The following is a 24987-nucleotide window of genomic DNA, read 5'->3' on the forward strand; positions in this document are numbered from 1 at the left end:
ACGGGAAACCGTGCAGACTTCTGCGTGGTCTTTCGTCGCATGAACTCTGACTGAGTCTGTCTCAATAATTTCAGAAACCTGCGGTTGAGGTTTCCCATTAATCCAGCCCTGACGGGACGTCCATTCCCGTCAGGGGATGCGTACGTCTTCAGCTCAGGCAACTTGAGAGGAAGGCAGCATGAAAGTACACAGCCCTACGGCCGTGTCTGCGCCTTCCGGCGCTCCGCAACAATGGCATGACATCGATTGGTGGCGTGTTCAGCGGAATGTCCGGGCGATGCAGTTACGGATTGCGAAGGCTTGTCGGGAAGGCAATTGGCGCAGGGTTAATTCCCTGCAACGAATGCTGACCCGCTCTCGTTCGGCCAGATATTTGGCCGTTCGGCGAGTCACTGAAAACCAGGGCAAGCGCACGGCTGGAGTCGACCGCGTGCTCTGGGATACACCCGATGCCAAATGGAAAGCGGCAAACGGGTTGAAGCGCCACGGATACAAACCACGGCCTTTAAGGCGTGTGTTCATTCCGAAGTCAAACGGGAAGGAGCGCCCACTGGGCATTCCGACCATGACTGACAGGGCCATGCAGGCGTTGTATCTACTGGCTCTGGCGCCCATTGCAGAAACCACCGGAGATCCGAACAGCTACGGCTTCAGGATCGAGCGCTCTACCGCGGACGCGATGGGACAGCTGTTCATCTGCTTATCCAAGAAGGTCTCGGCCGAATGGGTACTGGAGGCGGACATCAAAGGTTGCTTTGACCACATCAACCATGACTGGCTGATCGCCAATGTCCCTACGGACAAAATGATTCTCCGGAAATGGCTAAAGGCTGGAGTGATTCATAAAGGCCAACTTCTGGCAACGGATGCCGGTACGCCACAAGGCGGGATCATCTCGCCGACCTTGGCAAATTTGGTGCTGGACGGGCTGGAATCACAACTCAAGCAACATTTGGGTGTGACGAAGGCCAAGAAACTGAAAATCAATGTGGTGCGCTATGCGGATGACTTTGTGATTACCGGAAACTCGAAAGAGATGCTGGAAAGCGAAATCAAACCTTGGGTGGAGCAATTCCTCGCCGTGCGGGGGTTGCAGCTGTCACTCGAGAAAACCCGCGTGGTCCACATTGACGAAGGCTTTGACTTTCTGGGATGGAATTTCCGCAAGTACGAGGGAAAGCTCCTGATCAAGCCAAGCAAGAAAAACGTGAAATCGTTCTATCGCAAGGTGAAGGACGTCATCAGTACCAACAAAACGGCAAAGCAAGAGGATCTAATCCAACGGCTGAATCCGATACTGCGTGGCTGGGCGATGTACCACCAGCCAGTGGTTGCCAAGAAGGCGTTTAGCAGAATGGATAACTCTGTTTTCCATGCTCTTTGGCGTTGGGCGAAAAGGCGACACCCAAATAAATCGTTGGAATGGGTCAGGAGAGGTTATTTCCAACCCCATGAAGGCAGAAGTTGGGTATTCGCCACCACGGCGATGAGGACGGACGGGACGAAAGCAATAGCTCCTCTGTACTCAATAGTGAGCACTGCGATCGAGCGGCATAGAAAGGTGAGCGGGGAATACAACCCCTTCGATCCTTCCATGGAGGAAATGGGAGAGAAATTGCGAATGGTGCGAATGCTTAAAAAGCTGAAGTATCGGAAACAGATCGTAAGTCTTTTTCAAAGCCAAAAAGGTCTATGTCCGCTGTGCAATCAGCCGATTACCAAGGAAAGCGGGTGGCACGACCATCATGTAATCCACCGCTCCCAAGGCGGTGGAGACACCTTGGATAACCGAGTACTATTGCATCCAGTTTGTCATCAGCAGCTACACAGCCGTGGATTGACAGTAAACAAGCCGGCCCCAACCGGGGCTTTTTAAAGACTTGAGCCGTATGCGTTGAAAGGCGCACGTACGGTTCTTAGGGGGAGGCAGACCAGTAATGGTCTGTCTCTACCCGACTTGCCTGCCTTGCCATGGACACCATGACCGAGAACGACTATCTGATCGCCTGGGGCCTTTACGCCTTTGCCGCCGTGGGCTGCCTGTTGGTGTGGATGCGCATGACCCGCTGGATGTGGCGCTGGCTGCGCGAGCCGCTGCGTGTATTGATGGCGGTGTTGCTGTTCAGCCCGACCATCATTGACCCGGTGAAGGAAAAATTCGCCCCGGCCATCGCCATCACGGCGCTGGATCTGGCGTTCAAGGTCGGCAACAACGCCTGGCGCGCGATTTCCGAATTGCTCATGTACGCCATGATCGCGTTCGGCCTGTACCTGATTTTCGTGCTGATCCGCCTGCCGATCGAGCGCGCCTCCAAGGCCCGCAAGGAACAGGCTGAAGCCGCCCGCGCAGCGGCCCGGGCCGATGACGAGCGGGACGCCGATCAACCGTTCGGCGGCGCCGGCGATGACCGCTATGGTCGCCCGCCGGTGCCAAGCAATCCGCAGCGCATGCGGGTCGAGCCGCGTCTGTAATCACGAGAGTCCGCACATGTGTGAATTACTGGGCATGAGTGCCAACGTGCCGACCGACATCGTGTTCAGCTTCACCGGGCTGATGCAGCGCGGTGGTCGCACCGGCCCGCACCGCGACGGCTGGGGGATCGGTTTCTATGAAGGTCGTGGGCTGCGCCTGTTCCAGGACCCAGCGGCCAGCAGCGAATCGGAAGTGGCGAATCTGGTGCAGCGCTATCCGATCAAGAGTGAAGTGGTCATCGGTCATATCCGCCAGGCCAACGTCGGCAAGGTCTGCCTGTCCAACACCCACCCGTTCGTCCGTGAATTGTGGGGCCGCAACTGGTGCTTCGCGCACAATGGCCAGCTCGCCGATTTCTCCCCGATCAAGAGTTTCTACCGCCCGGTCGGCGATACCGACAGTGAAGCGGCGTTCTGCGATTTGCTCAACCGCGTACGTGCAGCGTTTCCGGAACCGGTCGATATAGAAGTGCTGCTGCCGGATCTGGTCGCGGCCTGCGCCGAATATCGCAGCAAAGGCGTGTTCAACTGCCTGCTCAGCGACGGCGACTGGCTGTTCTGCTATTGCTCGACCAAACTGGCGCAGATCACCCGACGCGCACCGTTCGGCCCGGCGCGGCTCAAGGACGTCGATGTGATCGTCGATTTCCAGGCCGAAACCACGCCCAACGACGTGGTCACGGTGATTGCCACCGAACCCTTGACCGAAAACGAAACCTGGACCCGCTACGAACCGGGCCAATGGAGCCTGTGGCGACGCGGCGAATGCGTCAGCCAAGGCACGACCGAATAAGGATTGCACCCCCATGTTGCTCAGTTATCTACGGCTGGTGTTGTTTGCGGCGGGCCTGTTGATCGGTGTCCAGGTGCCGGGCTTCATCAACGATTACGCCAAGCGGGTCGAAGCACACCTGATCGAGGCGCAGACCGGTCTGCGCGGCTTCCAGGGCACCGCCGAGCAGTTCTTCAAAGGTGATATCCAGGCGCTGGTCGCCCATTACCGTGCCAGCGAAGACCCGGTGTTTCGCAGCGATGCCGACAGCTTGAGCACCTTGCTCAACCGTCAGTTGGCGCTGGACAAGCAATTCCAGGCGATGCAGGGCCCGTGGTACATCCGCTTCCTGCAAGTGGTGCTGGCCGCCGACCCGGACATCCGCAAGGAAACCTGGAACGGCTACAGCTACCAGATCCTGCTGACGCCGGAAGCGATGATCTGGGGGATGAGCGGCGCGCTGCTGTTGTCGTTCGGTCTTGAATGCCTGTTCCGTCTGATCGACTGGGTGGTGCTGGGCGGCAAGCGCCTGCGCCAGAGCCGGCCGATCGAAGACCGGGATGTGCGCGGGCTCTGAGCCTCAACGGATACTCCGCGCTGGGCTTGCGAGGGACGCGGAGCGTCCCGGGCTGCATTCCCACGCAGAGCGTGGGAACGATCAAGGGGCGAGCACGACGTAGTTCTCGCCCACCTTGCGCGCATACCCCTCCAGCACCTGCTGACACAGCGTCACAATCTCCTCGACCCATTCCACACCCACCCGCCACGACACCACCACCTGCAAATTCGGCGGACGCTGTTCGATGTCGAGCAGGGTCAGTTCCCCCCGCGCCAGTTCCTCGGCCACCAGCACCGGCGGTAACGCGCCAATGCCGAACCCGTCGCGCAACAGTCGGGTGATCGCCGACACCGAATTCACACAGTTCAACCGTGGCGCCAGCACGCCCTGGGCCTGCATCAACGCCAGGATGTCCTGATGCGGCCGTGAGTTTTTCGAGTAGGTGATGATCCGTTCCTGCGCCAGGTCGGCGAGGCTTTGGTAGTCGCGGTTGTAGATCGAATTGCTGGCGACGATCCAGCCGATGGGGTGGCTGGCCAGCTCCAGGCTGCGCACGCTTTCCTGGCGCACCAGATCGGTTTGCAGGATCAGATCGAGAAAGCCTTTTTGCAGCTGATCGCAGAGGTTCAGCGAGGTATCCGCCACCAGCTCGATTTCCACCCGTGGGTACAGATCGGTCATCTGCGCCACCAGCGGGCTGAGCCAGGTGTGAATCACCGTGTCCATCACCCCGATCCGTACCCGGCCGACCTTGCTCGATCGGGTCTCGATCGACTGCTTCAGCGCCTGCATCGTGTCGAGCATCTGCTCGGCATAGTCCAGCACTTTCAAACCTTCGGGCGTCAGGCTGACGCCGCGTGAATCACGCAGGAACAGCTTCACCCCGAGCTCGCCTTCGAGCACCGCGATCCGGCTGGAAATCGAGGCCTGGGTGGTGAACAGCTTGTCGGCGGTCAGGCGAAAACTTTTCAGCCGGGCGACCCAGACGAAGGTTTCGAGAAACTTCAGGTTCATGGCAACAAATTTTTCTTATGTCTTGGGCGGGTTTTTATTCGTTGGACGCGACCGGGTGACGCACCCAAGAATCGACGCATCCGGTTCCCACGATAGGCGTCGTCGGAGCTTCGAACAAGACCAATAAAAGCCTGCGGAGACATGCCATGAGTGCGCCCGACACCCTCAACCTCCCCAAGACTGCGGCCCGTCCCGGCCCGTTCGACTGGTATCGAAACATCAATCAGCAAGAGCGCCGGACCTTCTGGAGCTGCAAGATCGGCTACGGTCTGGACGGCATGGACACCCAGATGCTCAGCTTCGTGGTGCCGACCCTGATCGCGATGTGGGGCATCACCACCGGCGAGGCCGGCCTGATCCACACCAGCACCCTGATCGCTTCGGCCATCGGCGGCTGGGTGGCGGGGATTCTCTCTGACCGCATCGGCCGCGTGCGCACCCTGCAATTGACGGTGCTGTGGTTCGCCTTCTTCACTTTCCTTTGCGGCTTCGCCCAGAACTACGAACAGCTGCTGATCGCCCGCACCCTGATGGGCTTCGGTTTCGGTGGTGAATGGACCGCCGGCGCCGTGCTGATCGGTGAAGTGATCCGCGCCAAGGATCGCGGCAAAGCGGTGGGCATGGTGCAATCCGGCTGGGCCTTGGGTTGGGGCCTGACGGCGATTCTGTATGCGCTGCTGTTCTCAGTGCTGCCACCGGAAGACGCCTGGCGCGCACTGTTCATCCTCGGCATCGTGCCGGCGGTGTTCGTGATTTTCGTCCGCCGTCTGGTGAAAGATCCGGAGATCTACCGCGAAGCCAAAGCCAAGCAAACTCCGGACAGCCCTTCGAAGTTCTACGAGATCTTCGCCCCCGGCATGCTCTTCACCACGATCCGCTCCTCATTGCTGACCACCGGCGCCCTCGGCGGTTACTACGCGATCACCTCCTGGCTGCCGACTTTTCTGAAGAACGAACGCGGCTTGAGCGTACTCGGCACCGGCGGTTATCTGGCGATGGTGATCATCGGTTCCTACGTCGGTTATGTGATCAGCGCCTATTTGACCGACCTGTTGGGTCGCAAGAAGAACTTCATCCTGTTCGCGGTCGGCTCGTTCACCATCGTTCTGCTCTACACCCAATTGCCGGTCAGCAACGGCGTGATGCTGTGGCTGGGTTTCCCGCTGGGCTTCTTCGCCTCGGGGATTTTCAGTGGCATGGGCGCGTTTCTCACCGAGTTGTTTCCAACCCGGATTCGCGGCTCGGGGCAGGGCTTCTGCTACAACATCGGCCGGGCGCTGGCAGCATTGTTCCCGCTGCTGATCGGGCTGCTCAGCCAGAAAGTACCGCTGAGCGTAGGCATCGGTGCCTTTGCGGCAGTGTCCTACGGGGTGGTGATCCTCGCGGCGTTGAGCCTGCCGGAAACCCGTGGCAAGCAACTGGACGCGCAGTAACTGATAACCTGCGACAACGCCCTACGATAAAAAAAGACAAAAGCTACAGGAGTGTTCACCGTGAGCCGCCTGCTATTGAACTGTGACATCGGCGAGAGCTTCGGCAGCTGGACCATGGGTCTGGACGCGGAAGTCATGCCCTTCATCGATTGCGCCAACATTGCCTGCGGTTTTCACGCCGGCGACCCGGGCATCATGCGCAAGACCGTCAGCCTGGCCCTGAGCCACGGCGTGCAGATCGGCGCGCATCCGGCCTATCAGGATCTGGTCGGGTTCGGCCGCCGCTCCATGGCTTACACCGCCCAGGAACTGCAAGACATCCTGCATTACCAGATCGGCGCCCTCGACGGCATTTGCCGTGCCCAGGGTGGCAAAGTCAGTTACGTCAAACCCCACGGCGCGATGTACAACGACATGATGGCCAACCCGGCGCAACTGCGGGCCGTGATCCAGGCTGTCGCGGCTTACGACCGCAGTTTGCCGCTGATGCTGATGGCCACCCGCGACAACACGGCAGCCCAGCAACTCGGTGACGAATACGGCGTGACCCTGTGGTTCGAAGCCTTCGCCGATCGCGCCTACGACAGCGCCGGCCGACTGGTTTCGCGACAACTCCCCGGCGCGGTGCATCACGATTCCGAAACCATCATCGGGCAAGCGCTGACTATCGCCCGTGGCGACAACCTCACCGCCAGCGACGGCAGCGTGCTGCACCTGCAAGCCAACACGCTGTGCGTGCACGGTGACAACGCCAGTTCAGTGGCAGCCGTGCAGCGCATTCGTCAGGCCCTGAACGAGCAGAGCGCGCCATGAATCCGCGGGTGGAAGTGGTAGCGCTGGATTGCCTGATGCTGCGCCTGTTCGATGAAATCGCCGAAGCCAACATGCCGTGGATGCTTGCCGCCAGCGAGCGGTTGCGCACGGTGTTCGGCGCACATCTGATCGATCTGGTGCCGTCGTACACCACGTTGATGGTGCATTACGACCTGACCGAATTGAATCCGGGTCAGGCTCGGGAATTGATCGCCGAAGCCTTGATCGACCTGTCGCCGAATGCGCGCACGGGCGGCCAGTGTCATGTGTTGCCGGTGTGGTACGACCTTAGCGTCGGACCGGAATTGAGCCTGCTGTCGCAACGCAGCGGTTTGTCGGTGGAAGAAGTGATCCGCCGTCACAGCGCTCGGGAATACCAGGTGTTCGCCCTTGGCTTTGCGCCGGGGTTTGCCTTCATGGGGCTGGTGGAAGAAGTCCTGGCAGCACCGCGTCTTAATACGCCACGAAAGAAAGTCGCCGCCGGCAGCGTCGGCATCGCCGAGCGGCAGACAGCGGCGTATCCGGTGGTGTCTCCCGGTGGCTGGAACCTGATCGGCCGCACGCCGGCAAAACTTTTCGACCGTGAACGCGATGGCTACAGCCTCATGCAGCCCGGCGATACCGTGCGTTTCGAAGCGGTGAGCCATGCCGAATTCATCCGCCTCGGCGGTGACGACACGCCTCTGGAGGCCCTCGCATGAGCCGACTGACGATTGAAGCGAGCACACCGCTGTGCCTGTTGCAGGACGCCGGGCGGTTCGGCGTGCGCCATCTGGGCGCGACCCAGGGCGGCGCGGCGGACTGGCGGTCGATGGCCTGGGCCAACTGGCTGCTGGGCAATGATCTGGACTTGCCGGTGATTGAAATCACCCTCGGCGGGTTCACGGTAGCGGCTGAAGAAGATTGCCTGCTGGCATTGACGGGTGCCGATCTTGGCGCGCAGATCGACGGTGAAGCGCTGGCGCCGTGGCGCAGTTTCAAACTGCGCAAAGGGCAGACCTTGAAGTTCACCCAGCCGTTGCTCGGGGCGCGGGCCTATCTGGCGGCCCCCGGTGGTTTCAACGCGCCGAAAGTGCTGGGCAGCAGTGCCACGGTGGTACGCGAGGAGCTCGGTGGCCTCGATGGTTTTGGCTTGCCGTTGGCCAAGGGCGCTTCGCTGGGTTATCAGGGCGACACCCTATTGGTGCGTGAGGTCCCGGCGGAGCATCGACCGGATCTGCACCTCGACGCGCCGCTCGATCTGGTGTTGGGCGCGCAGATCGGTCAGTTCAGCGGGCAGAGCCTGTTTGATGCATTCAACAGCGCCTGGACGCTGGACAGTCGCGCCGATCGCATGGGTATTCGTCTGTTGGGCACGGCGTTGCAGTATCAGGGCAAGCCGATGATTTCCGAGGGCATCCCGCTGGGCGCGGTGCAGGTGCCACCGGACGGACAGCCGATCGTGTTGCTCAATGATCGGCAGACGATTGGCGGTTACCCGCGATTGGGAGCGTTGACGCCGTTGGCGCTGGCCCGCCTGGCGCAGTGTCTGCCGGGGGCGAAGGTCAGATTGCGCCCGGTGGTACAAGAAGTTGCACACCGGGAACACGTCGAGTACCTGAAGCGTTTTTGATTGTTTCCCCCGCCGCTGGCGGGGGAGCCATTGCGGATTACTTGGACAGAAACCGCATCCCTTCTTCCAGCCCGCGCAACGTCAGCGGATACATCTGGTCCTCGATCAAATCCCTCACGATATTGGTCGACGAGGTGTAGCCCCACGTATCTTTCGGGTACGGGTTGATCCAGATGAGCTTCTTGTACTTCTCCATGAAGCGCTGCATCCACACGTAACCCGGCTCTTCGTTCCAGTGCTCGACGCTACCGCCGGCCTGGGTGATTTCATAAGGCGCCATCGCGGCGTCGCCGATGAAAATCACTTTGTAGTCGGCGCCGTACTTGTGCAGCAGGTCCTGGGTCGACGTGCGCTCGGAGGTGCGGCGCATGTTGTTCTTCCACACCGATTCATAAATGAAGTTGTGGAAGTAGAAGTACTCCAGATGCTTGAACTCGGTCTTGCAGGCCGAGAACAGTTCCTCGCAGATCTTCACGTGGGCGTCCATCGAACCGCCGATGTCGAACAGCAGCAACAGCTTCACCGTGTTGCGCCGTTCCGGGCGCATCTGGATGTTCAGCAGGCCGGCGTCCTTGGCGGTGTGGTCGATGGTGCCGTCGATGTCCAGCTCTTCCGCCGCGCCCTGACGAGCGAATTTGCGCAGGCGGCGCAGGGCGACCTTGATGTTGCGGGTGCCCAGCTCCACGGAGTCGTCGAGGTTCTTGTACTCTCGCTGATCCCAGACTTTCACCGCTTTACCCTGGCGCTTGCCGGCATCGCCGACCCGGATGCCTTCCGGGTTGAAACCGCCGGAGCCGAACGGGCTGGTGCCGCCGGTGCCGATCCACTTGTTGCCGCCGGCGTGGCGTTCCTTCTGTTCTTCCAGGCGTTTCTTGAACTCTTCGATCAGCTTGTCCAGACCGCCAAGGGACTGGATCTGCGCGCGTTCCTCGTCGCTCAGCGAGCGTTCGAACTCCTTGCGCAGCCAGTCTTCGGGAATCAGCGCCTGCAAGTGATCGTCGAGCTTTTCCAGGCCATTGAAGTAGGCGCCGAACGCACGGTCGAACTTGTCGAAATGCCGTTCGTCCTTCACCAGAATCGCCCGCGACAAGTAGTAAAACTCGTCCATGTCGGCGAAGGTCACGCGCTGTTTCAGCGCGTTGATCAGGTCGAGCAGCTCGCGCACCGAGACCGGCACCTTGGCTGCACGCATTTCATTGAACAGGTTGAGCAACATGGCATCAGCCTCTTAGCGGGTGCCGCGACGGCTCATGAACGCCAGGCGCTCAAGCAGTTGCACGTCCTGTTCGTTCTTCACCAGCGCACCGGCCAGCGGCGGGATGGCTTTGGTCGGATCGCGCTCGCGCAGCACCGCTTCGCCGATGTTGTCGGCCATCAGCAGTTTCAGCCAGTCCACCAGCTCGGAGGTCGAAGGCTTCTTCTTCAGGCCCGGCACCTTGCGCACGTCGAAGAACACGTCCAGCGCTTCGCTGACCAGATCCTTCTTGATGTCCGGGTAGTGAACATCGACGATTTTCTGCAGGGTGGTGCGGTCGGGGAAGGCGATGTAGTGGAAGAAGCAGCGGCGCAGGAAGGCGTCCGGCAGCTCTTTCTCGTTGTTGGAGGTAATGATGATGATCGGACGCTTCTTGGCCTTGATGGTCTCGTCGATTTCGTAAACGTAGAACTCCATCTTGTCGAGTTCTTGCAGCAGGTCGTTGGGGAACTCGATGTCGGCCTTGTCGATTTCGTCGATCAGCAGAATGACCCGCTCTTCGGACTCGAACGCTTCCCAGAGCTTGCCCTTCTTCAGGTAGTTGCGCACGTCGTGGACTTTTTCATTGCCCAGTTGCGAGTCGCGCAGACGGCTGACCGCATCGTACTCGTACAGGCCCTGATGGGCCTTGGTGGTGGACTTGATGTGCCAGGTGATCAGCTTGGCGCCGAACGATTCGGCCAGTTGCTCGGCGAGCATGGTCTTGCCGGTGCCCGGTTCGCCCTTGACCAGCAGCGGCCGCTCCAGGGTGATGGCGGCGTTGACCGCCAGCTTCAGGTCATCGGTGGCGACGTAGGCCTGGGTGCCTTCGAACTTCATCTGCTAATCCTCGAACGGTAACGCCGACCTGAACGGGCAGGGCGGGGGCGAAATAATCGGATGCCCGACTATAACGCGCGGCCCGGTCGACTGTGAACGCAGACGGCTTATTCAGTCTCTGAATGGGGCGTCACATGTTGACTCAGTTTCGGCCGAGAGCGAGTTGAGCAAGTGCGCTAACCCGCATCCGGCTTCGGCCGTTCATACCGGGCATTGAAGGCCTGGATGAATCCGTTGCGCAAAATCTGTAAAAACGCTTCGAACGCGCTGATATCTTGCTGGTGCACGCTGCCGCTGAGTTCGACGCGGGTGGCGAACTGGTTTTTGCCCTGGTTTTTCAACACGGTTTCGGTGCCGCCGACCAGTGCTTCCCAGATCGAGCGGAAGATGCCCTTGTTCTTGTTCTCGACATCCTGCTGCCAGTTGAATACGTCGACGTCGCGCAGCAGCGGTTTGATGTAGCCCTTGAGCTGGCCCTTGGTCGCGGCGGCTTCGATGACCACATCGCCGTGACCGGCGTTGAAGTCGAACTTGCCGTAGGCCGAGGCGAAGTCGTTCATGCGCTTGAGTTCGATGTCCCGGGCCCGCAGGCGAAATTCGAAGTCTTCGAAGTTGCTCAGCGGGTCGAAGGTGGCGGTGGTTTCCAGCGGCGCATGGCCCAGCAGCAGGGCTTTGCCTTCGAAGCGGGCGTCGCGTTTGCCCTTGGTGTCGACCACGTTGGTCAGGTTGTAGATGCTGGCGTCGACATTGGTCGCATTCATGTTCACCGGTGGTTTGGAGTTGAAGTTGCGAAAGCTGATGCGGCCATCGTTGATCTGCACCTCGTCGAGGGTGATCGGCAGCAGTTTGCCCAGCTGCGCGCGCCAGTCGGTGCCTTGACCGGTCTGGGAGTTCTGCTTGTTGGCGCCGCCATCGACGAAGTTCACTTGCGGTTTGAAGAACTTCACCTGCGCCACCACCGCATGGTCGTACCACAGCGAATGCCAGCTGACGGACAGGTCGATCAGCGGCGCATCGACGAACGGCACCGGCACCTTGCCGTCAACCTTGACGATTTTCAGGCCGTTGATCTTGTAGGCCCCGCGCCAGAGCGCCAGGTCAACGTCGGTGATCTGGCCGCGGTAGTCGCCCATGTTGGCCAGTTTGTCATTCAGATAGTCACGCACGAGGTAGGGCAGGGCGATGTGCAGGGCGACCAGCAACACCACAACAGTGGCGAGAATCCACAACGGCCAGCGGTAGCGACGCTTCATGGCAGCAAATCCCGAACGGTGTAAAGCGATTGACTGCCGCCTGCCGCAGACGTTCGGCCCGACTGGACTGAGAGAGGCAACAGGCTTACCTTGGAGAGCTGAATTCAACGCTGCACAAGGACCCAGCCATGAGCCGTATTTTTGCTGACAACGCCCATTCCATCGGCAACACGCCGCTGGTGCAGATCAACCGCATCGCGCCCCGTGGCGTGACCATTCTGGCCAAGATCGAAGGTCGCAACCCGGGCTACTCGGTCAAGTGCCGGATCGGCGCCAACATGATCTGGGACGCCGAAAGCAGCGGCAAACTCAAGCCGGGCATGACCATTGTCGAGCCGACCTCGGGCAACACCGGCATCGGCCTGGCCTTTGTCGCGGCCGCTCGCGGTTACAAACTGCTGCTGACCATGCCGGCCTCGATGAGCATCGAGCGGCGCAAGGTGCTCAAGGCGCTGGGCGCCGAGTTGGTGCTGACCGAGCCTGCCAAGGGCATGAAGGGCGCGATCGAAAAGGCCGCGGAGATTGTCGCCAGTGACGCGGGCAAATATTTCATGCCGGCCCAGTTCGATAACCCGGCCAACCCGGCCATCCACGAAAAAACCACCGGCCCGGAAATCTGGAACGACACCGATGGCGCCATTGATGTGCTGGTCGCAGGCGTCGGCACCGGCGGAACCATTACCGGCGTGTCGCGGTATATCAAGAATACGGCGGGCAAACCGATTCTGTCGGTGGCAGTGGAACCGGTGTCCTCGCCGGTGATTACCCAGGCGCTGGCGGGCGAAGAGATCAAGCCGAGCCCGCACAAGATTCAGGGCATTGGCGCCGGTTTCGTGCCGAAGAACCTTGATCTGTCGATGGTTGACCGGGTCGAGCTGGTGACGGATGACGAGTCCAAGGCCATGGCCCTGCGCCTGATGCAGGAAGAGGGGATTCTGTGCGGGATTTCCTGTGGTGCGGCCATGTCGGTAGCGATGCGCCTGGCGGAAACTCCGGAAATGCAGGGCAAGACCATCGTCGTGGTGTTGCCGGATTCAGGTGAGCGTTACCTGTCGAGCATGCTCTTCAGCGATCTGTTCACCGATCAGGAGAACCAGCAGTAAGGGCGCGTTGATTCAGGTCAGCCAGGGTTCAGGATCGTTATGTTAATAAGTGCTTTGTTGCGCAATTCTTAACACTGAATCTTGAGTCGGGCGGGTTTTTCCCGGAGCCGGTAGTGTTTATCATGGCCGGCCGCCATCTCGGGTAAATGACATGGCGTGGCGTTGTCTTATTTCAAGGAGTTGTTGATGACCTTTTCGTTAGCCGCCAAGGTGTCGGTGTTGCTGCTGTTTGTGGGCAGCATCCTCTACGTGCATTTGCGCGGCAAGGCGCGTTTGCCGGTGCTGCGTCAGTTCGTCAACCACTCGGCGCTGTTCGCCCCGTATAACGCCTTGATGTACCTGTTCTCGGGCGTGCCGTCCAAGCCGTATCTGGATCGCAGCAAGTTTCCGGAACTGGACGTGTTGCGCGATAACTGGGAAACCATTCGCGACGAGGCGATGCACCTGTTCGACGAGGGTTATATTCGCGCCGCCGAGAAGAACAACGACGCCGGTTTCGGCTCGTTCTTCAAGAAGGGCTGGAAGCGTTTCTATCTCAAGTGGTATGACAAACCGCTGCCATCGGCCGAAACCCTGTGCCCGAAAACCGTGGCGCTGGTCAGTGCCATCCCCAATGTCAAAGGCGCAATGTTCGCCCTGTTGCCGGGCGGCAGCCATTTGAACCCGCACCGCGATCCGTTCGCCGGTTCCCTGCGTTATCACCTCGGCCTGTCGACGCCGAACTCCGACGACTGCCGGATTTTCGTCGACGGTCAGGTCTACGCCTGGCGCGACGGTGAAGACGTGATGTTCGACGAAACCTACGTGCACTGGGTAAAGAACGAAACCGACAAGACCCGCGTCATCCTGTTCTGCGACATCGAGCGTCCGCTGAGCAACCGCCTGATGACCCGGATCAACCGCTTCATCAGCGCCTGGCTGGGCCGTGCCACGGCACCGCAGAACCTCGACGACGAGCGTGTCGGCGGGATCAACCAGGCTTACGCGTGGAGCAAGAACTTCAGCGACAAGTTCAGCGGTGCGGTCAAACAGTGGAAACGCCGTAATCCAAAAGCCTACCGCGTGATGCGGCCGGTGCTGGCGGTGGTGGTGCTGACGTTGCTAGGGTATTGGCTGTTTGGTTGAGGCTGGATGCAGAAAAAAACCGCTCCTTGTGAGCGGTTTTTTATTGTCTGCGAGTCAGCGCCGTCCAGCGAGAACGTCGGGCTCGTCTTCAATGCCTGTAATCAGTAGCTGAAGAAAGCGTTGCTGATTGGTTGAAAGCTCGGAGGAGATAAGCTTTTCATCCGTTTTGATGGATCTTTTCCTGGTGGGGGATTTTTTCACGGATTTGCGCATGAGCCCGCCCTCGTTGATCATTACTTGAACAGTTTTCACGATACTTTACTCTCCACTGCGAGGACAAGGCGGCCTTCCAAGTCAGCTCAACAGCCTATTCAGCTCTCGTCCATCCGTCGCTACTGGCCCTTTGTCCAAGTCGTTGCAATCCATGTCGCGGGCTGGTTATAGTCGGCGCTCGTGAGTCGCACGGCTCACCTTTCAACCCTTCAAAAAAGATCAGCCCAGATGCCTGCATCCCTCATCAACGCGGTAGTCGATTCAGCGGTCAACGCTGGCGTCGTGCCGTGCGGGAATCAGCAGCCTGTGCAGATCAGTCATTACCCTCCACCTGTCAGTAGCACGCCGGTGTGCGCAGTCGTATCACCGCCGGGCGTTGGTGTTTCGGGCTGATCAGCGTTTTTTGCTGACCCCTGTGCCCGCCTGAAAAAACCTACTGAATTTCAGCTTCGGCTGAGTTGGCTATTTGCCTGACTACAGGTGGTATTCATGTTTGTCCTTTCGAAAAAGTCCGCGCTCGCGGCGGCGTCCACGAGCCTGTTCGTTCTGCTGTGGAGCAGCGGGGCGATCTTCTCCAAGTGGGGGCTGGCCCACGCTTCGCCCTTTGCCTTTCTGCTGATCCGTTTTGTGATTGCCCTGTGCGGGCTGGTGCTGCTGGTGCCGTTACTCAAGTTGAGGTTGCCCAAGCTCGGCAAGCCGATGCTGTACGCGATGGCCACTGGTGTGGTGCTGTTGGGGGCTTATCAGATCTTTTATCTGCTGGCGCTGGATCTGAAAGTCACGCCCGGGGTGATGGCGACCATCATGGGCGTGCAGCCGATCCTCACGGTGGTGATCATGGAGCGGCAGCGCTCGGCGAGCCGGATGTTTGGTCTGGCGCTGGGATTGGCCGGGTTGATCATGGTGGTTTACCAAGGCATCGGTCTGGCCGGGATGTCGCTGGCGGGAATGTTGTTCGGGCTGCTGGCGCTGGCGAGCATGACCTTCGGCTCAATCATGCAAAAGCGCATCACCGACAATCCCCTCGGCACGCTGCCGGTGCAGTACTTGGCCGGCCTGTTGCTGTGCGGGATTTTCGTGCCGTTCCAGCCGTTTCACTTCGAGCACAGCGCAGGTTTCATCGTGCCGGTGTTGTGGATGGGGCTGGTGGTTTCCGTGCTGGCGACGTTGCTGCTGTATCGACTGATCGCCCGGGGCAATCTGGTGAATGTCACCAGTCTGTTCTATCTGGTGCCGGCCGTGACGGCGGTGATGGACTACCTGATCTTCGGCAATCGTCTGGCGGCGCTGAGCGTGCTGGGAATGCTGTTGATCATCGTCGGTCTGGTGTTCGTGTTCCGTAAATCGGCGTAACCGCCGCGCATGAAAAAAGGCCCGGGAGGAAACTCCCGGGCCTTTGTGCATCTGCCTTTCAGCGGGTGGCGATTTCTGCCGGCTTCACCACAGCGGGTTTCAACACCAGCCACAGCGCAATCGCGATCAACACCCCGCCATACACGTGCGCCATCGACAGCGGCTCATCGAGAAACAGCGCCCCCCACAACACGCCGAACGGCGGAATCATGAAGGTCACGGTCATCGACTTCACCGGCCCGATGGAGCTCAGCAGGCGGAAGTAAATGATGTAGGCAAACGCGGTGCAGCCCAGACCCAGGCCCAGCAGCGACAGCCAGACATTCCAGCCACCCCAGCTCACGGGCGGCTGAGTGATGACGCTGTAACCGAACAACGGCAACAGAAACAGGGTCGCACCGAGCATGCTGCCCAACGCCGAAAGACGGCTGTCGAGCCCACCGGCCTGATCCAGCCAGCGTCGTGCAAGAAACCCGGCGAAGCCATAGCAAGTGGTTGCGAGCAGGCAGGCAACGGCGCCCATCAGCAGGTGCAGATCGAACGCGACCGGGCCGGCGCGGGTCAGCACGCCCACCCCGAGCAGGCCAAGGAACACCCCGGCGAGTTTGGCCAGCGTCAGTTTTTCACTGAAGAACAACCCGCCGATTAACACGCCCATCAACGGCGTGGTGGCATTGAAGATCGCCGAGTATCCGGCCGGCAGCACCTGGGCGGCGACCGAATACAGCGTCGCCGGAACGCCGGAGTTGATCACGCCGAGCATCATCACGGTCTTGAGCTTGCCTTTGAAATCCCAGCTGATGCGCATCAGTCCGAGGATCACCAGCAGGCCGACGGCGGCAATCGAAACGCGGAAGAATCCGGTCGGAACCGTACCGATCGCGGGAGCGATGATGCGCATGAACAGGAAGCTCGCGCCCCAGATGGCAGCCAGCGACAACATGCGGAAAATATCGACAGGGCTCACGGGCCACTCCTTCCTTGATCGGGACGAGAGTGTTGCCGAGGGCCCCGGCGATGGCAACCGCTAATCGGGCATTTAATTTTCTGATCAGATCACGAAGCGCGTCACCAGTCCGTTCAGGTCGACGGCCAGGCGCGACAGTTCCTGACTGGCGGCAGACGTCTGGGTGGCGCCGGCAGCGGTCTGGGTCGACAGATCGCGGATGGTCACCAGGTTTTCATCGACTTCCCGGGCCACCAGCGCCTGTTGCTCGGCGGCGCTGGCGATCACCAGGTTGCGCTGGTTGATCTGCGAGATCGACGCGGTGATTTTCTCCAGGGCTTGGCCGGCGCTGTTGGCCCGGCGCAGGGTTTGGCTGGCCTGCTCGGCGCTGGTTTGCAAAGCGCCGACGGTGGCGCTGGTGCCTTGCTGAATGCTGCTGATCATCAGCTCGATTTCTTCGGTGGAGTTCTGCGTGCGCTGGGCCAGCGAACGGACTTCGTCGGCGACTACCGCAAACCCACGCCCAGCCTCTCCGGCTCGTGCGGCTTCAATGGCGGCGTTCAGGGCCAGCAGGTTAGTCTGCCCGGCGATGCCGCGAATCACTTCCAGAACCTTGCTGATGTCCTGGGCCTGAGTCGCAAGGCCCTCGGCCTGTTCGGACGCACCGAGCACCGCGCTGACCAGTTCCTGAATCGAACTGATGGTCTCGCTGACTTGCACATGTCCGTGCTTGCTGTCCTCGTTCGAGGCTTCGGAGGCTTCGGCGCTGGACACTGCATTGGCGGCCACTTCATCGACCGCCGTGCTCATCTCGGTGACCGCCGTGGCAGCCTGCTCGATCTGGTCATTCTGCTGTTGCAGGCCGCGAGTGCTCTGTTCCATCACCGAACTCATTTCCTCGGCAGCGGAGGCCAGTTGCTGGGCCGATTCGCTGATGCCGCGAATGGTCGAGCGCAGATTGCCCTGCATCTCCGCCAGAGCTGTGAGCAACTGCGCCGCTTCATCCTTGCCGTCGCTGTCGATGCGACCACTGAGGTCTCCCGAAGCAATCCGCCGTGCCACATTCAGCGCCTGATTGATCGGCGCGGTGATGCTGCGGGTCAGCAACCAGGCCAGCAGCAACGTGGCAATCAGGGCGATGACGATGATCGTGGCGACGATCCACAGCGCTTGCTGGTACATCGCCGCCGCGGACTTGGCCGCGACATCCGCGCCTTGCTGATTGAGGCTGATCATTTGCTCCAGGGTCTTGTCGAGCACCGTGCCCTGGGGCGCCAGTTCACTGCCCAGGCGGGCGTAGGCTTGTTCGTTTTGTCCGGCATCAAGCTGTTTGATGATCTGGTCGAGGATGCTCAGGTACTTGGCGGTGTCGGCACTCAGGCCTTCCAGCATCGCCCGTTCCTGGTCATTGGCGATCAGGGCTTTGTGGCCGTCGAGGCGCTTGAGCAATTCCTGGCGTTGCGCGGTGAGAAGGCCTTTGCTGCGATCGCGAACGGCCGCCTGAGTACTGGTGATCAGGCGCAGGGATTCGAGGCGGATGCTGGCGATGTTTGCCGCTGCGTCATGGATGCTTTCGATGCTGGGCATCCACGATTCCTCGATCACCGCCGCGCTCTCGCGCAGGGTTTTCATCTGGCCCAGACCGAAAAGGCCGACCACCACCAGCAGACTGGCCAGAACGGCAAAACACAAACTGGCGCGCAAACCGATGCGCAGATTCCGGATAGACATCAATGTGCTCCTTGGGCGTTTGGGGAGAGGTCGTCCTCGTGAGCCGAGGATCTTGTTGTGAGGCGGGTAATGGCGGGCTATATATCAAAGTGCCACTATCTTGGTAAGACCAGTCGCTGACGGGAATGGACAGGCATGAACAACTCGGGCAAAAGCGCAGGCTAGAGATGTCGTCGCTGAATTGGATCCGAAACCCACAGAAAACGCGGGCTGGCGCCCAGTGGTGGGGAGAACCGAATTGGACGTTTATTGACCGAACGGTCGATTAAAAAAACTTTGATAAAAACTGTGTCGTTGTACAAGCCGCAAGAGGATTTGGCAGAAATTGCGCTTCTCCTGCGCCCGCTTCCGTGGCTAAGCTCAGGCCTTCGAGCACAGATTCTCCAATTCCCGCAGAGGTCTCATCTATGCCGCAGCAATGGCCAGCCACCGACATCGCCCGCCTGATCCTCGATGGCTTTGACGATTACCGCGAGCATTTCCGGCGGATCACCGACGGCGCCCGGGAGCGCTTCGAGCAGGCCCGCTGGCAGGACACGCAAACCGCGTCGGCGGCGCGGATCAACCTCTACGAAGAAAAGGTCGGTGAAACCGTTGCCCGGCTGCGCGAGTATTTCGAGCCGGACACCTTGATGGACGTCACCTGTTGGCCGCTGGTGAAAAGCGCCTACATCAGCATCATCGACCTGCGCTTCGACGATGAGCTGTCCGAGACCTGGTACAACTCGATTTTCTGCGGCCTGTTCAGTCACGACCTGATCAGCGACGGCTGCATGTTCATCCACACCACCCGCCCGAGCCTGCGTCGGGCCCGCGCCGCGCAAACCCGCACCTATAAACCCCAAGGGCAGATCTCGGGCATGCTCGCGAGTATCTTTGCCGATTACCGGTTCAACGAGGCCTACGCCGATCTGCCCGGTGACTTGCATCGCCTGGAAGCACAGCTGCGCGAGAACCTGCCGGACTGGGTGTGCAAGGACCCGGAGCTGAGCGTCGAGCTGTTCTCCTCGGTGCTGTACCGCAACAAGGGCGCGTACCTGGTCGGGCGCATCTACACCAACGACGATCAATGGCCGCTGGTGATTCCACTGCTGCACCGCGAAGGGCGGGGGATTCAGATCGATGCGCTGATCACCGACGAAGCCGATGTGTCGATCATCTTCTCGTTCACCCGTTCGTATTTCATGGTGGATGTGCCGGTGCCGGCGGAATTCATCGGCTTTCTCAAACGCATTTTGCCGGGCAAGCACATCGCCGAGCTGTACACCTCGATCGGTTTCTACAAGCACGGCAAGTCCGAGTTCTACCGCGCCCTGATCAATCATCTGGCCAACACCGACGACCAGTTCATCATGGCGCCGGGCGTGCGCGGCATGGTCATGAGCGTGTTCACGCTGCCGGGTTTCAACACCGTGTTCAAGATCATCAAGGACCGGTTCTCGCCGTCGAAAAACGTCGACCGCGCCACGGTGATCGAGAAGTATCGATTGGTGAAAAGCGTCGACCGCGTGGGGCGCATGGCTGATACCCAGGAGTTCGCCGACTTCCGTTTTCCCCTGAGCAAATTCGAGCCGGCGTGCCTGGCGGAACTGCTGGACGTCGCGCCGTCCACGGTGTCGCTGGAAGGCGAAACCGTGCTGATCCGCCACTGCTGGACCGAGCGCCGGATGACCCCGCTCAACCTCTATCTGGATAACGCCAACGAAGCCCAGGTGCGCGAAGCGCTGGAAGATTACGGACTGGCAATCAAACAACTGGCGGCGGCCAACATCTTCCCCGGCGACATGTTGCTGAAGAACTTCGGCGTCACCCGCCATGGCCGGGTGGTGTTCTACGACTACGACGAGATCTGTTTCCTCACTGAAGCGAATTTCCGCCACATCCCGGCGCCGCGCACGCCGGAGGATGAAATGGCCTCCGAACCGTGGTATTCGATCGGCCCGCTGGATGTGTTCCCCGAAGAGTTTCCGCCGTTTCTGTTTGCCGATTCGGCGCAGCGAAAACTGTTCGATCAGTTGCATGGCGAGTTGTACAACGCTGATTACTGGAAGGGGCTACAGGAGGCGATTCGGGCCGGGAAAGTGATTGATGTTTTCCCGTATCGGCGCAAGGGCCTGGATAACGAATAACCCGTTAATGATCGTTCCCATGCTCTGCGTGGGAATGCCTCACCGGACGCTCCGCGTCCGCTTTTGGGACGCTCCGCGTCCTTGGCTGCATTCCCACGCAGAGCATGGGAACGATCACAGTCAGGCGTAAATCTGCGACAATCGCGTCCTTGCGCCACTAGACGACCGAATTGCGTACCCGATGACCGACGAATCGCCCTCCATCGACAAACTGCTGAAAAACCTTGATCACGCCATGCTCGCCGACCGCCACCGGCTGCGGCGGCAGTTGCTTGAGCTGCGCAAGAAACCCGACGAGGCCAAGCTGGCCCAGTGGGTGGCGCGCATGCAGGCGTCCTGCGATCAGGTGCTGGCGCGCAAGGCCAGCCTGCCGGTGATCCGTTACGACGACAGCCTGCCGATCGCGGCCAAGCGTGACGAAATCAAGAAGGCCCTGGAAAAGCACCAGGTGCTGATCATCGCCGGCGAAACCGGCTCGGGTAAAACCACCCAGTTGCCGAAAATCTGTCTGGAGATCGGTCGTGGCCAGCATGGTCTGATTGGCCACACCCAGCCTCGGCGGATCGCAGCACGCAGCGTGGCCAGCCGGGTGGCCGAAGAACTCGGCACGCCGCTGGGCGCACTGGTCGGCTATCAGGTGCGCTTCGAAGACCAAAGCGATTCGAACACCCTGATCAAACTGATGACCGACGGCATCCTGCTGGCGGAAACCCAGAACGATCGCTACCTCGAACACTACGACACGATCATCGTCGACGAAGCCCACGAACGCAGCCTCAACATCGACTTCCTGCTCGGTTACCTGAAAACCCTGCTGCCGCGTCGTCCGGACCTGAAAGTCATCATCACCTCGGCGACCATCGATCTGGAGCGTTTCTCCAAGCATTTCGACGATGCGCCGATTGTCGAAGTGTCCGGCCGCACCTTCCCGGTTGAAACCTGGTATCGCCCGCTGACGCTTGAGCAGGACGAAGAGGGCAACCGTGTCGAGGACGACCTGACCGTCGATCAGGCGATCCTCGCCACCCTCGACGAAATCGCCGCTTACGAGCGTAGCGAGCGCCGCAGTCCCGGTGACGTGCTGGTGTTCCTGCCCGGCGAGCGCGAGATCCGCGACGCCGCCGACATGCTGCGCAAGGCCCAGCTCAAACACACGGAAATCCTGCCGTTGTACGCGCGCCTGTCGCCGGCCGAGCAGCAGCGGATTTTCCAGTCGCACCCGGGTCGTCGCGTGGTGCTGGCGACCAACGTCGCCGAAACTTCGCTGACCGTGCCGGGCATCCGTTACGTGATCGACAGCGGCACCGCGCGCATCAGCCGCTACAGCTACCGCGCCAAGGTTCAGCGGCTGCCGATCGAAGCGATTTCCCAGGCCAGCGCGAACCAGCGTAAAGGTCGCTGCGGCCGGGTCGAGCCGGGTATCTGCGTGCGCTTGTACAGCGAAGAGGATTTCCTCGGTCGCCCGGAATTCACCGATCCGGAAATCCTGCGCACCAACCTTGCGGCGGTAATCCTGCAGATGCTCCATCTGCGCCTCGGTGAGATCACCGATTTCCCGTTTATCGAGCCGCCGGACGGCAAGGCAATCAGCGACGGTTTCAACCTGCTGCAAGAACTCTCGGCGGTGGACCGCAACAGTCAGCTGACCCCGCTCGGCCGTCAGCTGGCGCGTCTGCCGGTGGACCCGCGCATGGGCCGCATGCTGCTGGAAGCGGCAAAGCTCGGCAGCCTGCAGGAAGTGCTGATCGTCGCCAGCGCCATGTCGATTCAGGACCCGCGCGAGCGTCCGCCGGAGCGTCAGCAAGCCGCTGACCAGGCGCACGCCCAATGGAAGGACGCTGACTCCGACTTCGCCGGGCTGGTCAATCTGTGGCGCGGTTTTGAAGAGCAGCGCCAGGCGCTGACGGCGAGCCCGCTGCGCAACTGGTGCCGCAAGAATTTCCTCAACTATCTGCGGCTGCGCGAGTGGCGTGATTCCCACCGTCAGTTGAGCCTGATCTGCCGCGACTTGCAGCTGAGCCTGAACAAAGAACCGGCGGATTATCCGAAGCTGCACAAAGCGGTGCTGGTCGGCCTGCTCAGCCAGATCGGCCAGAAAACCGAGGACGGCGATTACCTTGGCGCCCGTCAGCGGCGGTTCTGGATTCACCCGTCGTCGGGTATCGGCAAGAAACGCCCGCAGTGGGTGATGACCGCCGAACTGGTGGAAACCACCAAGCTCTACGCGCGGATGGTGGCGAAGATCGACGCCGACTGGATCGAACCGCTGGCCGGGCACCTGATCAAGAAGAACCACTTCGAACCGCACTGGGAGAAGAAGCGCGGCCAGGTCGTCGCGTTCGAACAGATCACCCTGTTCGGCCTGATCGTGGTCGGCCGTCGACCGGTGCACTACGGCCCGGTAGATCCGGTGGTCTCGCGTGAGCTGTTCATCCGCGAAGGACTGGTGCGTGGCGAGATTCAGTCCCGGGCCAAGTGCCTGACGGCCAACAAGCAATTGCTCGAACAGCTCGACGAACTGGAAGCCAAGGCTCGTCGCCGGGACATTCTGGCCGACGAGGAAACGCTCTACGCGTTCTACGACGCGCGACTGCCGGCGGAGATCCACCAGACCGCGACGTTCGACAGCTGGTACCGCGTCAACAGCCAGAAAGATCCGCAATTGCTGATCATGCGCGAGGAAGACGTACTGGCTCGCGAGGCCAGTGAAGTCACCGCCCAGCATTACCCGGACACGCTGCACATCGGCGATCTGGAACTGGCGCTGAGTTATCACTTCGAACCGAATCACCCGCGCGACGGCGTGACCCTGCGTGTGCCGGCGCCGCTGTTGCCGATGCTGCCGCCGGAGCGCCTGGAGTGGCTGGTGCCGGGGCTGATCGAGGCCAAGTGCATTGCGCTGGTGCGCAACCTGCCCAAGGCCCTGCGCAAGAACTTCGTGCCGGTGCCGGACTTCATCAAGGCCGCGCTGCAGCGCATGACCTTTGCCGAAGGCTCGTTGCCGCAAGCGCTGGGCCGCGAACTGCTGCGCATGACCGGCGCGCGGGTCAGCGATGAGGCGTGGGCGGAAGCGGCGCAGCAGGTTGAAAGCCACCTGCGGATGAACCTGGAAATCGTCGACGGTCAGGGCAAGTTCCTCGGCGAAGGACGGGATCTGGCCGAGCTGACCGCACGTTTCGCCGAAGCCAGCCAGGCTGCGTTGGCCGTGCCGCAGAGCGCGAAAAGCCAGCAGCCGGTGGAGGCCAAGGTCTTCGCGCCGGTGGCGGAAAAGACGCAGCAGAAGATCGCCGGGCTGTCGATGACGGTCTATCCGGCGCTGGTGGAAGAGGGCGGCACGGTCAAGGAAGGGCGCTTCTCGACCCCGGCCGAAGCCGAATTCCAGCACCGCCGCGCCTTGCAACGCCTGCTGATGCAGCAACTGGCCGAACCGGCGAAGTTCCTGCGCGGCAAGTTGCCGGGCCTGACCGAAATGGGGTTGCTGTACCGCGAACTGGGTCGCGTCGATGCGCTGGTGGAAGACATTCTGCTGGCCAGCCTCGACAGCTGCATTCTCGAGGGCGAAGACCCGTTGCCGCGTGACGGCGCAGGGCTGGCGGCACTGGCCGAGCGCAAGCGTGGCAGCTGGACCGAGCACGCCGAGCGAGTGGCGCGTCTGACTCTTGAGATCCTCAAGCTCTGGCACGGCCTGCAAAAACGCTTCAAGGGCAAGATCGACCTAGCTCAGGCGGTGGCGCTCAACGACATCAAGCAGCAGCTCAGTCATCTGGTGTATCCGGGCTTCGTCCGGGAAACGCCGATGCTCTGGCTCAAGGAGTTGCCACGTTATCTGAAGGCCGTCGAGCAGCGTTTCGAGAAACTGGGCGCGCAGGTGCAGAAGGATCGGGTGTGGAGCGGCGAACTCGCCGGCCTCTGGACGCAATACCAGACCCGCGCCGCCAAACATGCGCAGGAAGGCAAACGCGATCCGCAGCTCGAGCTGTATCGCTGGTGGCTGGAGGAGTATCGGGTTTCGCTGTTCGCCCAGCAGTTGGGGACGAAAGTGCCGATCTCCGACAAGCGCCTGAACAAGCAGTGGAGCCAGGTAGAACAGTGACGCTGATCGTTCCCACGCTCCGCGTGGGAATGCCTCCGGGGACGCTCCGCGTCCAGTGACGCAGAGCGTCACGGGCTGCATTCCCACGCAGGAGCGTGGGAACGATCATTGCGCGTCGATCTTGAGAAAGGCGCCAAATGGCCACGGTTATGGCAAACTTCGCCACCATAAATGCCGTTTTCGCGTCCCAGAGCCTTTGCCGGGTCGCGCAACGGAATAAAGCGATGCCAGGTTTTTGCGTCCCTTATACGGGAATGGACCCTTTGCGTGTTGGCACGTCGGTGCCAGCACT

General features: G+C 60.7%; 20 protein-coding genes. 13 read left to right on the forward strand and 7 right to left on the reverse strand.

What is annotated here, in order from left to right; genetic code table 11:
* Positions 1-178 precede the first annotated feature (178 nt).
* The 4 genes from ltrA (at position 179) to AC0R79_RS08255 (ending at position 3821) form a co-directional block, all read left to right on the forward strand.
* A complete protein-coding gene (ltrA, locus tag AC0R79_RS08240) occupies positions 179-1876 on the forward strand; it encodes a group II intron reverse transcriptase/maturase (RefSeq protein WP_474734044.1) in 1698 nt (565 codons plus the stop codon).
* Between the two features lie 95 nt (positions 1877-1971).
* Positions 1972-2472 (forward strand): hypothetical protein, encoded by a 501-nt coding sequence (locus AC0R79_RS08245; RefSeq protein WP_007956485.1) that lies wholly within the window; start codon positions 1972-1974, stop codon positions 2470-2472.
* A gap of 16 nt (positions 2473-2488) precedes the next feature.
* On the forward strand, positions 2489-3265 hold the full coding sequence (locus tag AC0R79_RS08250; RefSeq protein WP_007956486.1) for a class II glutamine amidotransferase: 777 nt from the start codon (positions 2489-2491) through the stop codon (positions 3263-3265).
* A 13-nt stretch (positions 3266-3278) separates the two neighbouring features.
* The gene (locus AC0R79_RS08255; protein WP_007956487.1) at positions 3279-3821 is read left to right on the forward strand and encodes a DUF2937 family protein; all 543 of its coding nucleotides are present in this window, start codon (positions 3279-3281) and stop codon (positions 3819-3821) included.
* 81 nt (positions 3822-3902) lie between these two features.
* Here AC0R79_RS08255 and AC0R79_RS08260 read toward each other — a convergent pair whose 3' ends face one another.
* Positions 3903-4817, reverse strand: a complete 915-nt coding sequence (locus tag AC0R79_RS08260) for a LysR family transcriptional regulator (RefSeq protein ID WP_221533392.1) — start codon at positions 4815-4817, stop codon at positions 3903-3905.
* A 146-nt stretch (positions 4818-4963) separates the two neighbouring features.
* Here AC0R79_RS08260 and AC0R79_RS08265 point away from each other — a divergent pair, with 146 nt between their 5' ends.
* The 4 genes from AC0R79_RS08265 to AC0R79_RS08280 are packed head-to-tail and all read left to right on the forward strand — an operon-like array spanning position 4964 to position 8675.
* Entirely contained in the window at positions 4964-6250 is a 1287-nt protein-coding gene (locus AC0R79_RS08265; protein WP_474734047.1) for an MFS transporter, read from the forward strand.
* A gap of 60 nt (positions 6251-6310) precedes the next feature.
* Positions 6311-7063 carry a 5-oxoprolinase subunit PxpA gene (locus AC0R79_RS08270; protein ID WP_474734049.1) on the forward strand — a complete coding sequence of 251 codons (753 nt, stop codon included), beginning with the start codon at positions 6311-6313 and terminating at the stop codon, positions 7061-7063.
* Positions 7060-7764 carry a 5-oxoprolinase subunit PxpB gene (gene pxpB / locus AC0R79_RS08275; RefSeq protein WP_115076908.1) on the forward strand — a complete coding sequence of 235 codons (705 nt, stop codon included), beginning with the start codon at positions 7060-7062 and terminating at the stop codon, positions 7762-7764. Before AC0R79_RS08270 ends, pxpB begins: the two co-directional genes overlap by 4 nt.
* On the forward strand, positions 7761-8675 hold the full coding sequence (locus AC0R79_RS08280; protein ID WP_474734051.1) for a 5-oxoprolinase subunit C family protein: 915 nt from the start codon (positions 7761-7763) through the stop codon (positions 8673-8675). Before pxpB ends, AC0R79_RS08280 begins: the two co-directional genes overlap by 4 nt.
* Positions 8676-8712: 37 nt before the next feature.
* Here AC0R79_RS08280 and AC0R79_RS08285 read toward each other — a convergent pair whose 3' ends face one another.
* The 3 genes from AC0R79_RS08285 to AC0R79_RS08295 all read right to left on the reverse strand — a co-directional run bounded on the left by AC0R79_RS08285 (position 8713) and on the right by AC0R79_RS08295 (position 12002).
* On the reverse strand, positions 8713-9891 hold the full coding sequence (locus tag AC0R79_RS08285) for a vWA domain-containing protein (protein ID WP_016771218.1): 1179 nt from the start codon (positions 9889-9891) through the stop codon (positions 8713-8715).
* Positions 9892-9903: 12 nt separating this feature from the next.
* Complete coding sequence (locus AC0R79_RS08290) at positions 9904-10749, reverse strand: AAA family ATPase (protein ID WP_007911294.1); 846 nt, start codon at positions 10747-10749, stop codon at positions 9904-9906.
* A 176-nt stretch (positions 10750-10925) separates the two neighbouring features.
* Complete coding sequence (locus AC0R79_RS08295; RefSeq protein ID WP_474734054.1) at positions 10926-12002, reverse strand: DUF748 domain-containing protein; 1077 nt, start codon at positions 12000-12002, stop codon at positions 10926-10928.
* Positions 12003-12130: 128 nt separating this feature from the next.
* Here AC0R79_RS08295 and cysK point away from each other — a divergent pair, with 128 nt between their 5' ends.
* Together cysK and AC0R79_RS08305 are read left to right on the forward strand one after the other, a co-directional pair.
* Positions 12131-13105 (forward strand): cysteine synthase A, encoded by a 975-nt coding sequence (gene cysK / locus AC0R79_RS08300; protein WP_474734055.1) that lies wholly within the window; start codon positions 12131-12133, stop codon positions 13103-13105.
* 186 nt (positions 13106-13291) lie between these two features.
* Complete coding sequence (locus AC0R79_RS08305; protein ID WP_197871680.1) at positions 13292-14230, forward strand: aspartyl/asparaginyl beta-hydroxylase domain-containing protein; 939 nt, start codon at positions 13292-13294, stop codon at positions 14228-14230.
* A 54-nt stretch (positions 14231-14284) separates the two neighbouring features.
* Here AC0R79_RS08305 and AC0R79_RS08310 read toward each other — a convergent pair whose 3' ends face one another.
* Positions 14285-14482 carry a hypothetical protein gene (locus tag AC0R79_RS08310; RefSeq protein ID WP_474734057.1) on the reverse strand — a complete coding sequence of 66 codons (198 nt, stop codon included), beginning with the start codon at positions 14480-14482 and terminating at the stop codon, positions 14285-14287.
* Positions 14483-14932: 450 nt separating this feature from the next.
* Between AC0R79_RS08310 and AC0R79_RS08315 the strand changes: the two genes are divergently transcribed.
* The gene (locus AC0R79_RS08315) at positions 14933-15796 is read left to right on the forward strand and encodes a DMT family transporter (RefSeq protein ID WP_085605619.1); all 864 of its coding nucleotides are present in this window, start codon (positions 14933-14935) and stop codon (positions 15794-15796) included.
* 58 nt (positions 15797-15854) lie between these two features.
* Here AC0R79_RS08315 and AC0R79_RS08320 read toward each other — a convergent pair whose 3' ends face one another.
* Entirely contained in the window at positions 15855-16763 is a 909-nt protein-coding gene (locus AC0R79_RS08320) for a DMT family transporter (protein WP_007956522.1), read from the reverse strand.
* A gap of 84 nt (positions 16764-16847) precedes the next feature.
* A complete protein-coding gene (locus tag AC0R79_RS08325) occupies positions 16848-18473 on the reverse strand; it encodes a methyl-accepting chemotaxis protein (protein ID WP_474734059.1) in 1626 nt (541 codons plus the stop codon).
* A gap of 407 nt (positions 18474-18880) precedes the next feature.
* Here AC0R79_RS08325 and aceK point away from each other — a divergent pair, with 407 nt between their 5' ends.
* A complete protein-coding gene (aceK, locus tag AC0R79_RS08330; RefSeq protein ID WP_127797225.1) occupies positions 18881-20602 on the forward strand; it encodes a bifunctional isocitrate dehydrogenase kinase/phosphatase in 1722 nt (573 codons plus the stop codon).
* Positions 20603-20783: 181 nt separating this feature from the next.
* Positions 20784-24695, forward strand: a complete 3912-nt coding sequence (gene hrpA, locus AC0R79_RS08335) for an ATP-dependent RNA helicase HrpA (RefSeq protein ID WP_474734060.1) — start codon at positions 20784-20786, stop codon at positions 24693-24695.
* Positions 24696-24987 lie beyond the last annotated feature (292 nt).

The organism is Pseudomonas sp. HD57-3, assembly GCF_056113135.1.

What these genes read in the sequence shown, in the direction of transcription:
- AC0R79_RS08260 (WP_221533392.1), bottom strand. Translation starts at nt 4,817, where the DNA reads ATGAACCTGAAGTTTCTCGAAACCTTCGTCTGGGTCGCCCGGCTGAAA.
- pxpB (WP_115076908.1), top strand. Translation starts at nt 7,060, where the DNA reads ATGAATCCGCGGGTGGAAGTGGTAGCGCTGGATTGCCTGATGCTGCGC.
- AC0R79_RS08295 (WP_474734054.1), bottom strand. Translation starts at nt 12,002, where the DNA reads ATGAAGCGTCGCTACCGCTGGCCGTTGTGGATTCTCGCCACTGTTGTG.
- AC0R79_RS08245 (WP_007956485.1), top strand. Translation starts at nt 1,972, where the DNA reads ATGGACACCATGACCGAGAACGACTATCTGATCGCCTGGGGCCTTTAC.
- AC0R79_RS08285 (WP_016771218.1), bottom strand. Translation starts at nt 9,891, where the DNA reads ATGTTGCTCAACCTGTTCAATGAAATGCGTGCAGCCAAGGTGCCGGTC.
- hrpA (WP_474734060.1), top strand. Translation starts at nt 20,784, where the DNA reads ATGACCGACGAATCGCCCTCCATCGACAAACTGCTGAAAAACCTTGAT.
- AC0R79_RS08250 (WP_007956486.1), top strand. Translation starts at nt 2,489, where the DNA reads ATGTGTGAATTACTGGGCATGAGTGCCAACGTGCCGACCGACATCGTG.
- AC0R79_RS08305 (WP_197871680.1), top strand. Translation starts at nt 13,292, where the DNA reads ATGACCTTTTCGTTAGCCGCCAAGGTGTCGGTGTTGCTGCTGTTTGTG.
- AC0R79_RS08255 (WP_007956487.1), top strand. Translation starts at nt 3,279, where the DNA reads ATGTTGCTCAGTTATCTACGGCTGGTGTTGTTTGCGGCGGGCCTGTTG.
- AC0R79_RS08280 (WP_474734051.1), top strand. Translation starts at nt 7,761, where the DNA reads ATGAGCCGACTGACGATTGAAGCGAGCACACCGCTGTGCCTGTTGCAG.
- AC0R79_RS08325 (WP_474734059.1), bottom strand. Translation starts at nt 18,473, where the DNA reads ATGTCTATCCGGAATCTGCGCATCGGTTTGCGCGCCAGTTTGTGTTTT.
- cysK (WP_474734055.1), top strand. Translation starts at nt 12,131, where the DNA reads ATGAGCCGTATTTTTGCTGACAACGCCCATTCCATCGGCAACACGCCG.
- AC0R79_RS08265 (WP_474734047.1), top strand. Translation starts at nt 4,964, where the DNA reads ATGAGTGCGCCCGACACCCTCAACCTCCCCAAGACTGCGGCCCGTCCC.
- AC0R79_RS08315 (WP_085605619.1), top strand. Translation starts at nt 14,933, where the DNA reads ATGTTTGTCCTTTCGAAAAAGTCCGCGCTCGCGGCGGCGTCCACGAGC.
- aceK (WP_127797225.1), top strand. Translation starts at nt 18,881, where the DNA reads ATGCCGCAGCAATGGCCAGCCACCGACATCGCCCGCCTGATCCTCGAT.
- AC0R79_RS08290 (WP_007911294.1), bottom strand. Translation starts at nt 10,749, where the DNA reads ATGAAGTTCGAAGGCACCCAGGCCTACGTCGCCACCGATGACCTGAAG.
- ltrA (WP_474734044.1), top strand. Translation starts at nt 179, where the DNA reads ATGAAAGTACACAGCCCTACGGCCGTGTCTGCGCCTTCCGGCGCTCCG.